We start from the raw sequence: 11843 nt of genomic DNA, 5'->3' as shown, positions 1-11843 counted from the left end.
CTGGAGCACCTGGGCCGCCCCGAGGAGGCGGGCGCCGCGTACCGGCTCTCCGAGGACCTGCTCGGACAGGAGGAGGAGGGGAACTGAGACGGGCCCGGGCGGGGTTCGCCTCCCCCGGCCCCGCCGTCGGACGTACGCCACCCCCTCCAGAACTGCGACGGCTGCGACCACGCCTTCCGCGCCCCCGCACCCGGCCGGTGCCGACACTGCGCCTAGGGCCAGTCGACCAACGCGGCAAAGACGAGATACGCCAGCGGCACCAGCAACGGCGCCGCCAGGGCGAACAGTGCGCGGCGAGCCATGTACCGCTGCTCCCAGGGCAGCGCCCAGCTCACGAACAGCAGGACGAGCGCGATGCCCAGGCCGGCCAGCAGAGCGGGGAACGCGATGCCGTAGCTCGCATCGAAGGCGTCGGCCTGCGCGTCTCCGCAGGAGTCGCACGCCATCGGGGAGAGCCCTCCGACGACGTAGGCGATCAGACACGCGGGAATCGTGACCAGAGTCGAGATCAGCGGAGCGATCCACGCCCCGGGCGCACGCTCGACAAGGAGGTTGTTCGACATACGTCCATCTCAGCGCCCGATGCGTGCGCCGGCATGAGCGTTCGTACTCAGGCGGGATGGTCGTCGTACGCACCACCCCGCCCGAAGCCTCCGTCAGCGGACGTCGACGTGGTCTCCGCCGCTCTTCGCCGCGCCGGTCGTGTCGTTGCCGCCGTACGACCAGCGCCAGGTCCCGTCGGTGGTGGCGGTGACCGTGGCCTTCAGGGCGCCGGTGCCGCTCGACGTGACCTTCTTGACCGTCACGAAGGAGTCGGTGCCCGTCGCGCGGAACTGGAGGGTGACCGAACGGCCGCCATAGCCGCTGTACTTCTTGGTCGCCCAGTTCGCGCGGCTGATCTTGCCGGTGACGGTGATCGCCTTGCCCTTGGTGACCGGCTCCGGCGAGGCGTTCACGGTGACCTTCGCCGCCCGCTTGAGGCGGACGGTCAGCGGACCTGGTCTCGTACTCCTACCGGTGCCGTGGGAGGCGAACCCCGCCCGGGCCCGTCTCAGTTCCACTCCTCCTCCTGTCCGAGCAGGTCCTCGTAGAGCCGGTACGCGGCGCCCGCCTCCTCGGGGCGGCCCAGGTGCTCCAGGGCCTCCGCCTTGTTCAGGTAGACGTCGGGGTTGTCCGGGCCGGTGCTGATGGCGTTGTCGAGGTCGGAGAGGGCCTCCTCGTCGCGGCCGCTCTCCATGAGGGCGACGCCGCGGGCGGCATAGGCGTAGTGGCGGGCGATCTCGTTCGGACTGACGGCCTGGTCCGCCTCGACCAGCCGGATCGCCGTGCCCAGGTCGTCGAGGGCGGCCGGGAGACGGTCGCGGCGCATGTGCAGGATTCCCCGGTTGACCAGGGCGTCGTAGTAGCGCGGGGAGATCTCGATCGCGGTGGTGTAGGCGTCCACAGCCTCGTCCGGTACGCCGTTGCTGCTCAGGGAGTTGCCCAGGTTGAACCAGGCCTCCGCGTGGCGCGGGTCCTGGCGGACCGTCTCGGTGAGGGCGTCGAGGGTCTCCGCGGGGCGTTCGAGGTGGATGAACACGAGCGCCTTGAAGAACTGGGCCGCGGGATACAGCGGGCGCAGCCCGAGGGCCCGGTCGAGTTCCGCGAGCGCCTCCTCGAACCGTCCCTCCTCGCCCAACTCCTTTCCGCGCGCGCAGTGTTCGACGGCCGCGGGCCGGGGCACGCCCCGCAGGGAGCCGTCCTGCCTGCCGTCGATCAGTGCACCCGTACAGTCGGCGCACCTGCCTTGCCGTAGCGCGACGCAGCGCTCGCAGAACGGCATCCGGCAGTCCCGGCAGACGGACCAGCTCACGGCCCAGAACTCCGGCTCGGCCGCGGCCATGCTCAGCGCCGCGGGCGCGTCCGTGGCCGAGATCAGCCGCCCGCAGGCCCACCCCTGACACATCAGCACGCTCATGGCTGCCGCTCCCCTGTGCCCCGGCGCATCGACACGTTCATGGTTCCCTCTCCCCCCACCCCGGCTCGCGTCAGCGGCGCCCGAGGTCGTAGTCCCAGTCGAACTCCCACACCCGCAGACCGCCGTCCCCGGAGCACAGCAAGGTGCGTGCGTCCGTACTCAGCGCCCGCGGCCGGAGATACCGGACGCGTCCGTCGAGCTCGCGCAGACAGCGGCCGTCGGCCAGGTCCCACACCCGCAGCGTCCCGTCCACGCCGGACGAGATCAGGAAACGGCCGTCGTCCGTGGCCAGGGCCCAGCTGACGCCGAGGCCGGTCCACTCGTGGCGGCAGTGCCCCCGCCGCATGTCCCACACCCGCAGCGCGCCCTTCTCGTCGGCCGCGTACGCCGTCCCGCCGTCCGGGGTGAGCCCCAGCGAGGTCGCGCGGTCGAGGGTGATCCGCCCGGTGGCCGCGCTGCGCAGCGGGTGGTTCGCCCGGCCCTTGGCCAGGTCCCAGCCGCAGAGCATGCTGTAGGCACAGACCAGGGCCACCCGGCCGTCGGCGCTGAGGGCGAGGTGGCCGCCGTCCCCGGCGTGTTCCATGAGCCGGTGCGGCAAGGGGCGCCCCGAGTCCAGGTCCCAGGCCCGGAACCACCCGTCGGCGTCGGCGGACAGGGCCGTCCGGCCGCCCACCGCGGCGACGGGCACGCGGTCGTACACCCCGATCCGCCGGGGTTTGCGCCCCTGGCCGAGGGTGTGCCGGCAACCGCCCCCGGCGAGGTCCCAGACGCGTAGCTCCCACTGCTCGTCCGTGGACACCGCGAACCGCCCGTCCGGGCTCACCGTCACGGTCCGTACCCCGGCCGGATGTCCCCGCAGGACGTGCCGGCAACCGCCGTCCGCGAGGTCCCAGACCCGGAGCGTGCCGTCCTCGCTCGCGGTGACGGCCCGCCCGCCGTCGGGGGTGAACGCGACGTCGTTGACCTGTGCCAGATGGCCCTGGAGCCTGCGCGGCGGCTGCTCGCCGCGCGCCTCCCAGAGCCGCGGATCGTGACCACCGACCAGAACGAGCCGGCCGTCGGGGCTCAGCGCGGCGGCGTCGTCCGCCTCGTCGATCTCCCGGCCGCGCCTGGCCTTGAGCAGTCCGTCGCGCCGGCCGTGCGCGCCGACGGCGGCCCATTCGTCGAGCAGCCCGGGGTGGTTCTCGAAGCCGGGGACGCGCAGGGCCGCGCGCAGTTCGTCGGCGGCGGCCGCGGGGCGGCCCCGTGCCACCAGGCGGACCGCCTGTTCCCGGGCCCGTACGACGACGTCCGCCTCCCTGATCAGTTCGACCGCGGGCCGCGGCCGGACATGCCCCCAGGCCATCCGGGGCCCCGGCGGCGCGAGTTCCCACACCCGTACGGCCCGGTCCGAGCCCCCGCTGACTCCGGTACGGCCGTCCCCGCCGAGCGCGACCGCGAGGGCCGCGTCCGGCTGCCCGCCCAGGGTGCGCAGACAGCGTCCCTCGACGAGGTCCCACAGCTTTACGCCGTCCCACTCGGCGTGGGTGGCCAGCGCGCGTCGGCCGTGGGCGTCGACCGTGAGACGGGCACCGGGGCCGGGGGCCCAGTCGAGGATGCGGATCCGGCGTCCGGTGACCGACTCGCGGACCTCGGTGGGACCGTCGTACGGGCTCATGAGCAGCGTGCCGCCGTCGGCGCTGAAGACCACGTTGGCCTCGGATCGCCGCTGACGGGAGCGGACGAGGTGGCCGGTGCGCGCGTCCCACATCCGTAATCGGTTGGTCGCCGTCTCCCAGCGCAGCACATGCCGGCCGTCGGGGGCGAACGCGAGCGCCCCGTCGTACGTCCCGGCGGGATGCGTCCCGCGTTCCAGGGTGTGCAGGGGACGGCCGCGCGGGGTCTCCCACAGCAGTACGGCCCCGTCGGCGCTCGCGGTCGCCAGCAGGCCGCCGTCGGGGCTGAACGCGAGGGCCTCGACGCGCTCCGCGTGCCCGGTCAGCCGGTGTGCCGGGCGCCCCGTGCGGATGTCCCCGACGAGCACGGTGCCGTCCGGGTCCCCGGCCGCGACCCAACGGCCGTCGGGGCTGAGGGCCAGTGCCGTGGTGCCCTGGTGGTGGCCGGGCAGGACGCACAGCGGCCGCTGCCGGGCGGGGTCCCACACCCGGACGGTGCCGCCTTCGCTGCCCGGGGGTGCCGGGCTGGTGCTGTCGCGGCCCGCTGAGGCGACGAGCCGCCCGTCCGGGGTGAGCGCGACGCACTCGACCCAGGTGGTGTGCCCCTCCAGCACCACGGGCGGCCGGACGGCGGGCAGCCGGTCGGCGAGCGCGACCGCGGCCGTGACGGAGGGTTCGCCAGGGGCGGCGCGGGCGGCCTCGCGCAACGCGGCGAAGGCGGCGTCGGGGTCACCGCGTTCGATGTGCAGCAGCCCGGTCAGCCAGTCCGTCGTCCAGCCGGCCCGGGTCTCGCGCAGTTCGGCGAGAACGGCGGTGTCCGTGGTCCGGCCCTCCCGCCAGCGGTGCAGGCCCCGGTTGTAGACGGTCGGCGGATGGTGCGGGTCGGCTCGCAGGGCCTCCTCCCACAGCGCCTCGGCGCGTTCGGGGCGGCCCAGGTCCAGCATCGACAGTGCCTGGTTGGACAGCCCGTCGGCGAGCAGGGCCGCCTCCACGGGGCGCTCGCGGGGATACGGCAGGCCCGTCTCGCGCCGGTAGACATCGACGAGCACGTCCGCCAACTCGCCCATGCGGTCCGGCCGTTCACCGGGATCGCGGCGCAGACATCCGCGCAGCGCCGCCACCAGCCCGGCGGGCAGGACCGGGAGGCCGGGCTCGGCGCCGGTGGGGCCGCCGCGCGCCACGAAGTCCTCGAACGCCTCGGCGGCGGCATGCCCGTACGGGGTGGGCGGGTATCCGGCGAACAGTTCCCACACGCTCACGGCCCAGGACCACACGTCGGTGGCCCGGCTCAGCCGGACCGCGCTCCCGTGGGCGGCCAGTGCCTGTTCGGGCGAGCAGTAGGCCGGGGTCAGCCCGGCGACGGTGACGGTCGGCCCGGCTCCCGGCAGGGCCGTCGCGTCCTCGCCCGCCGCGGCCCTGGCACTGGCCAGTCCGAAGTCGGTGACCTTGGCCGTGCCGTCGCGGGTCAGCATCACATTGGCCGGCTTGACGTCCTGGTGGACCAGGCCGCGGCGGTGCGCGTGGTCGAGCCCCCAGGCCGTCTGGATCGCGATGTCGAGCGCGCCGCGCAGCGCGGCCCCCGGCCCGTTCCGGTAGAGCGCCCCGCCCCGTACCGCCTCCGCGACGCTGCCGCCGTCGACCCACTCCGCGAACACGCACGGGATCCCGCCGAGGCTGCGCACATAGGCGCAGTGCACGGTGTGCGGGTGCAGCCCGAGGCCGACCCAGGTCTCCGCCTCGGCCGCGAAGTCGCCCGCCGTCTCCGGTGACCCGATGAGCTCCGTACGCGGGACCTTCAGCGCCAGTTCGACGTCCCACCCCGGGTGACGCACCCGGTAGACCAGCCCCATCCCCCCGGTGCGCACGACGCCGAGCACTTCGTAGAGGTCGAGGATCACCTGCCCGGGGCGCCACTCGGAGACACTCCCCCCGGTGGCGTCCATACGTACAAGGGTCCACGGCCCGCGCGCAGGGTCAAGGGGGTTTGCCCATACGGAAGTTCAGGACCCGGCGGTCCGCCGCACGGTGGTGCGCCCCATGTCCCCGAGGAGCAGCGTCTCCAGCGCCTCGTCGTACGCCCGGAACCAGCCCAGCTCCTCGGCGATCCCCATCGCCGGGTCATCGAACCGGCACACCTCCCGGATCCCGCCCATGAGCCGCTCGAAGTCGTCCCGCCGCCGCGCCAGGAACTCCCCCACCGACGCCTCGGCCAGGACCCATGTGCCGGTGGCGTTCACGGCCCCGACCTCCACGACTCCGCCGAGCGGCCCGAAGACCTCCCTCGCGTACCTCATGCGGTCACCCTAGGCAGGCCGGCTCACGGTTCCCCCACCCCCGACGCCCCCTCCACGACCTGCCCGACGACGTCCAGGATCCCCCGACCGAACGCAGTCGGGGCGACGAGCACCCCGAACACCAGCACAAGAGCCACGGTCAGTCTCTCGTCGGCCCGGCTCCGGGACTGGGTGCGCCGACGCAGACGCAGGACGATGACGACGGCCAGCAGAACCGCCACGTTGATCGTCAGGATCATCGAGCGAGTCCTTTCCTCTCCCCTCCGGGCAGTCCGGCCCGGATCCACAGCCATGAGCGACTTGTACGGTACGCACCCGGCCTCGGGTCCGACTCGACCGGCGACCACCACCAGCCCGAGCCCGCGCAGGGGAACGCGAAAGGGCCCGCACGACCGAAGTCGTACGGGCCCCTTCAGGGAGCTCTATGAGCTACCAGGCGTTCAAGCCAACAAGACTTACTTGTTGATCTTGGTGACCTGGCCGGCGCCCACGGTCCGGCCACCCTCACGGATGGCGAACTTCAGGCCCTCTTCCATGGCGACGGGCTGGATGAGCGAAACAACCATCTCGGTGTTGTCGCCCGGCATGACCATCTCGGTGCCCTCGGGGAGGGTCACGACGCCGGTCACGTCCGTCGTACGGAAGTAGAACTGCGGACGGTAGTTGTTGAAGAACGGCGTGTGACGGCCACCCTCGTCCTTGGACAGGATGTAGGCCTGGGCCTCGAACTCGGTGTGCGGCGTGACCGAACCGGGCTTGATGATGACCTGGCCGCGCTCGACGTCCTCGCGCTTGATGCCACGAAGCAGCAGACCGACGTTCTCACCGGCCTGGCCCTCGTCGAGCAGCTTGCGGAACATCTCGATGCCGGTGACCGTGGTGGTGGTCTTCTCCTGCTTGATGCCGATGATGTCAACGGTCTCGTTGACCTTCAGGACACCACGCTCGATACGGCCGGTGACGACCGTACCGCGACCGGTGATCGTGAAGACGTCCTCGACGGGCATGAGGAACGGCTTGTCGACGTCACGCTCGGGGGTCGGGATCGACTCGTCGACGGCGGCCATCAGGTCGAGGACCGTCTGGCCCCACTCCTTGTCGCCCTCGAGCGCCTTGAGCGCCGAGACCTTGACGACCGGCAGGTCGTCGCCCGGGAACTCGTACTCGGAGAGGAGCTCACGGACCTCGAGCTCGACGAGCTCCAGGATCTCCTCGTCGTCCACCATGTCGGCCTTGTTCAGGGCGACGACGATGTACGGAACGCCGACCTGGCGGGCCAGGAGCACGTGCTCCTTGGTCTGCGGCATCGGGCCGTCGGTGGCGGCGACCACGAGGATGGCGCCGTCCATCTGCGCCGCACCCGTGATCATGTTCTTGATGTAGTCCGCGTGACCGGGGCAGTCGACGTGGGCGTAGTGACGCGTCTCCGTCTGGTACTCGACGTGCGCGATGGAGATCGTGATACCGCGCTGGCGCTCTTCGGGAGCCTTGTCGATCTGGTCGAAGGCCGAGGCCTCGTTCAGGTCCGGGTACGCGTCGTGCAGCACCTTGGTAATGGCGGCCGTGAGGGTCGTCTTACCGTGGTCGATGTGACCGATGGTGCCGATGTTGACGTGCGGCTTAGTCCGCTCGAACTTCGCCTTCGCCACTGGGTCCTCCTGTGGAGTGGTTCTGGTACGCCTTGCTCATCGGCGCCAGGGTGATCTTTGCTGGGATGCCGCCCGCCGGGATTTCCGTTTCCGGTGGATCCCGGCGGTCGGTGTCAAGCCTAAAGCGTGTGAACGGGGTGTGTTACTCGCCCTTGGCCTTCGCGATGATCTCCTCGGCGACGTTCCGGGGAACCTCGGCGTAGGAGTCGAACTGCATCGAGTAGCTTGCGCGACCCGAGGTCTTGCTGCGGAGGTCTCCGACGTAGCCGAACATCTCCGAAAGGGGCACGAGGCCCTTCACGACGCGGGCGCCGCTGCGCTCCTCCATGGCCTGGATCTGGCCACGGCGGGAGTTGAGGTCGCCGATGACATCACCCATCGACTCCTCGGGCGTGGTGACCTCGACGGCCATCATCGGCTCGAGCAGCACGGGGCTGGCCTTGCGCGCGGCCTCCTTGAAGGCCTGCGAACCGGCGATCTTGAACGCCAGCTCGGAGGAGTCGACCTCGTGGTAGGCACCGTCGAGAAGCGTGACGCGGACGCCCGTCATCTCGTAGCCCGCGAGGATGCCGAACTGCATGGCCTCCTGCGCACCGGCGTCCACCGACGGGATGTACTCCCGCGGGATACGGCCACCGGTGACCTTGTTCACGAACTCGTACGCCGGACCGTCGGTCTCGGTGATGGGCTCGATCGCGATCTGCACCTTGGCGAACTGACCGGTACCACCGGTCTGCTTCTTGTGGGTGTAGTCCACGCGCTCGACGACCTTGCGGATCGTCTCACGGTACGCGACCTGCGGCTTGCCGACGTTGGCCTCGACCTTGAACTCACGGCGCATACGGTCGACCAGCACCTCGAGGTGCAGCTCGCCCATACCACCGATGATGGTCTGGCCGGTCTCCTCGTCCGAGTGAACCTGGAAGGAGGGGTCCTCCTCCGCGAGACGCTGGATGGCGACACCCAGCTTCTCCTGGTCACCCTTGGACTTGGGCTCGATGGCGACCTGGATGACCGGCGCCGGGAAGTCCATGGACTCCAGGATGACCGGGTTCTTGTCGTCCGAGAGCGTCTCACCGGTGGTGGTCTGCTTCAGGCCCATCACGGCGACGATGTCGCCGGCGCCCACCGACTCGATCTCCTCACGCTTGTTCGCGTGCATACGGTAGATCTTGCCGATGCGCTCCTTCTTGCCCTTGACGGAGTTCAGCACGGCAGTGCCGGACTCCAGGCGGCCCGAGTAGACCCGGACGAAGGTGAGCTTGCCGAGGTGCGGGTCGCTCATGATCTTGAACGCGAGGGCGGACAGCGGCTCGTCGTCGGACGGCTTGCGCTTGACGACGACCTCGGGGTCCTTCACGTCGTGGCCCTCGATGGCCTCGACGTCAAGCGGGGTCGGCAGGTAGCGCACGACCGCGTCGAGCAGGGGCTGAACGCCCTTGTTCTTGAACGCGGTGCCACAGAACACCGGGGTGACCGTGATGCCGTCGGACTTGCCGGACGCGATGGTGATGCGACGGATCGCGGCGTACAGCTGCTCCTCGGTGGGCTCCTGGCCCTCCAGGAACAGCTCCATGATCTCGTCGTCGTTCTCCGCGACGGTCTCGACCAGCTTGCCGCGGTACTCCTCGGCAGCCTCGACGTGCGTGGCGGGGATGTCGACGACGTCGTACATCTCGCCCTTCGCCGCCTCGGCGGACCACACGAGCGCCTTCATGCGGACCAGGTCCACAACGCCCTTGAAGTCCATCTCGGCACCGATCGGCAGCTGCATGATGATCGGAACGGCACCGAGCCGGTCCTTGATCATGTCCACGCAGCGGTGGAACTCGGCGCCGGTGCGGTCCAGCTTGTTCACGAAGCAGATGCGCGGCACGCCGTAACGGTCGGCCTGACGCCACACCGTCTCGGACTGCGGCTCGACACCGGCGACACCGTCGAACACCGTGACGGCACCGTCGAGGACGCGGAGCGAACGCTCCACCTCGACCGTGAAGTCGACGTGCCCGGGGGTGTCGATGATGTTGATCGTGTAGTCGTTGTCCTCGAGCGGCCAGTGACAGGTGGTGGCAGCAGAGGTGATCGTGATGCCACGCTCCTGCTCCTGCTCCATCCAGTCCATGGTGGCAGCGCCGTCGTGGACCTCACCGATCTTGTAGCTGACGCCGGTGTAGAAGAGGATCCGCTCGGTGGTGGTCGTCTTGCCCGCGTCGATGTGGGCCATGATCCCGATGTTTCGGACCCTGGCCAGGTCAAGTGAAGTGGTAGCCATAAGGCTTTCGTCTTCTCTCGGTCTCGATGTGGGTAGCGACTACCAGCGGTAGTGCGCGAAGGCCTTGTTGGACTCGGCCATCTTGTGGGTGTCCTCGCGCTTCTTCACAGCGGCACCGAGGCCGTTGGAGGCGTCGAGAAGCTCGTTGAGCAGACGCTCGGTCATGGTCTTCTCGCGACGGGCGCGGGAGTAACCGACCAGCCAGCGCAGCGCGAGCGTGTTGGCACGACCGGGCTTGACCTCGATCGGAACCTGGTACGTCGCACCACCGACACGGCGGGACTTGACCTCGAGGGTCGGCTTGATGTTCTCAAGCGCGCGCTTCAGCGTGATGATCGGGTCGTTGCCCGTCTTCTCACGCAGACCCTCCATGGCGCCGTAGACGATGCGCTCGGCGGTGGAGCGCTTGCCGTTCAGCAGCACCTTGTTGATGAGGGACGTGACAAGAGGAGAACCGTAGACCGGGTCGATGATGACCGGGCGCTTCGGGGCGGGGCCCTTACGAGGCATTTTCTACTTCTCCTTCTTGGCGCCGTAGCGGCTGCGGGCCTGCTTGCGGTTCTTCACACCCTGGGTGTCAAGGGAACCGCGGATGATCTTGTAGCGAACACCCGGCAGGTCCTTCACACGGCCACCACGCACGAGCACGATGGAGTGCTCCTGCAGGTTGTGTCCCTCACCCGGAATGTAAGCAGTGACCTCGATCCCGCTGGTCAGACGCACACGCGCGACCTTACGCAGGGCCGAGTTCGGCTTCTTCGGGGTGGTCGTGAACACACGCGTGCAGACGCCGCGACGCTGGGGCGAACCCTCGAGTGCGGGCGTCTTGTTCTTCTCGACCTTGTCCTGCCGGCCCTTCCGGACCAGCTGCTGGATCGTAGGCACTACTTCTCCGGTTTCTGTGTGCCGAATGGTGAAGCTAACCTGGAACAACTCCGACCCACGCGGTCGGGTGTGTCGGATCCCGCAGACTTCCACCCGAAGGCGAGAAGGGCGCGGATTCACGGTGGCCGATGGAGGCTCGCCATGCGGGTGATGGCACGCACGAGAGCCAGGGCACACCCCAGGCACAAGGTCTGAGCGTACCTACCTCATTCGCTGCGGTCAAAACAAATGGGCTTCGCCCGCATCACCAGGCGGAACATGTCAAGCGCCTACGCCGTAGTGGATCTTCGATTTCACGTTCTGCAATGTTCCGCACACATGAGTGCGACAACGCCCACCGCTCATCCGCCCCCGATGGCCACCGCGAGCAGCAGCGTCAGAAACACGGTCCAGGCCGCGACGGACATCCACCCGAGCACAAGCCCGAGCAGTGCCAGCCCGTCACCGCTCTCCCCCGTGCGCTGGATCTCCGAGCGCGCCGCCTGCCCGAGCACGACCGCCGGAATCCCGGTGAACCCGAAGGTCGGCAGAGACAGCAGCCCGCACACGGCGGCCCCCACGGCCTTTCCATTGGTCCGGGGCCGGGGCACGGGGAGAAACGTCCGCGGTAAGGCCATCGGCTGCGCCATGGGCCCCTGAGGCAGATCCCCGACCAGCACCGCCAGCTCCCCGACGGTACGGGCGACATACGCCCGAGCGACCCGCTTGTCGAACTCCCCCTTCTCCAGCCGCCCCTCCCCGTACCCCGCCCTGAGCACGTCCACGGCCCGCTCACGGTCGGCGTGGGAGGCGAGCATGGCGGCGGGGGTGCCATGGGCCTGCCAGGGCTGCGTCGCCGACACCCCCGCGACCTGCCACGGCTGAGGGTGGGGATGGAGCTGGGAGTGGGGGTGCGGGTGGGGTTCGGACGGAGGGATGCCTCTCCCCTGCCATGTGTTCGACGCGCCGTTGCCCGACGGCTCTTCCTCGCCCTGCCAGGGCGGCCACGACGACTGCGACACGGAGCACCTCCCGAACCCCCGAGGTTCCTCCATGATGCGGCAAAGCCCGCCCTTGTACGACGGTACGCGCATCAGCCACCGCGGCCGATTGCCGCCCGTTCCGGACGTCCTTCCTTCAAGTACGTTGACA

General features: G+C 69.9%; 11 protein-coding genes and 1 pseudogene. 1 reads left to right on the top strand and 11 read right to left on the bottom strand.

What is annotated here, in order from left to right; all coding sequences use genetic code 11:
• Nucleotides 1-111 precede the first annotated feature (111 nt).
• A pseudogene (locus TN53_RS48590) lies at nt 112-216 on the top strand (helix-turn-helix domain-containing protein); the annotation flags it as partial.
• On the opposite strand, the gene TN53_RS33620 reads toward TN53_RS48590, so the two are convergent.
• The 11 genes from TN53_RS33620 to TN53_RS33570 form a co-directional block, all read right to left on the bottom strand.
• The gene (locus TN53_RS33620) at nt 213-563 is read right to left on the bottom strand and encodes a hypothetical protein (RefSeq protein ID WP_046262556.1); all 351 of its coding nucleotides are present in this window, start codon (nt 561-563) and stop codon (nt 213-215) included. The pseudogene TN53_RS48590 and the gene TN53_RS33620 overlap by 4 nt on opposite strands.
• Nucleotides 564-656: 93 nt before the next feature.
• Entirely contained in the window at nt 657-1061 is a 405-nt protein-coding gene (locus tag TN53_RS33615; RefSeq protein WP_420719149.1) for a hypothetical protein, read from the bottom strand.
• A complete protein-coding gene (locus tag TN53_RS33610) occupies nt 1052-1957 on the bottom strand; it encodes a tetratricopeptide repeat protein (protein ID WP_046262555.1) in 906 nt (301 codons plus the stop codon). The genes TN53_RS33615 and TN53_RS33610 overlap by 10 nt, the downstream gene beginning before the upstream one ends.
• Nucleotides 1958-2027: 70 nt before the next feature.
• Entirely contained in the window at nt 2028-5555 is a 3528-nt protein-coding gene (locus TN53_RS33605; RefSeq protein ID WP_046262554.1) for a protein kinase domain-containing protein, read from the bottom strand.
• A 57-nt stretch (nt 5556-5612) separates the two neighbouring features.
• A complete protein-coding gene (locus TN53_RS33600; RefSeq protein WP_046262553.1) occupies nt 5613-5906 on the bottom strand; it encodes a hypothetical protein in 294 nt (97 codons plus the stop codon).
• A 23-nt stretch (nt 5907-5929) separates the two neighbouring features.
• Complete coding sequence (locus TN53_RS33595) at nt 5930-6145, bottom strand: hypothetical protein (protein ID WP_199924695.1); 216 nt, start codon at nt 6143-6145, stop codon at nt 5930-5932.
• A gap of 216 nt (nt 6146-6361) precedes the next feature.
• Nucleotides 6362-7555, bottom strand: coding sequence for an elongation factor Tu (gene tuf / locus TN53_RS33590; RefSeq protein WP_046262552.1), 1194 nt, complete (start codon nt 7553-7555; stop codon nt 6362-6364).
• A 142-nt stretch (nt 7556-7697) separates the two neighbouring features.
• Nucleotides 7698-9827, bottom strand: coding sequence for an elongation factor G (gene fusA, locus TN53_RS33585; protein ID WP_046262551.1), 2130 nt, complete (start codon nt 9825-9827; stop codon nt 7698-7700).
• A gap of 39 nt (nt 9828-9866) precedes the next feature.
• Complete coding sequence (gene rpsG / locus TN53_RS33580) at nt 9867-10337, bottom strand: 30S ribosomal protein S7 (protein WP_003992340.1); 471 nt, start codon at nt 10335-10337, stop codon at nt 9867-9869.
• Nucleotides 10338-10340: 3 nt separating this feature from the next.
• Nucleotides 10341-10712 (bottom strand): 30S ribosomal protein S12, encoded by a 372-nt coding sequence (gene rpsL / locus TN53_RS33575; protein ID WP_003948652.1) that lies wholly within the window; start codon nt 10710-10712, stop codon nt 10341-10343.
• A gap of 341 nt (nt 10713-11053) precedes the next feature.
• Nucleotides 11054-11554: a DUF1707 and DUF4190 domain-containing protein gene (locus TN53_RS33570; RefSeq protein ID WP_420719150.1), complete on the bottom strand. Its 501-nt coding sequence runs from the start codon at nt 11552-11554 to the stop codon at nt 11054-11056.
• Nucleotides 11555-11843 lie beyond the last annotated feature (289 nt).

Source organism: Streptomyces sp. WM6386 (assembly GCF_000972385.1).
Classification (GTDB): Bacteria; Actinomycetota; Actinomycetes; order Streptomycetales; family Streptomycetaceae; genus Streptomyces.
The sequence above is the reverse complement of the archived record's forward strand: the minus strand, read 5'-3'. Positions and strand labels throughout refer to the sequence as shown.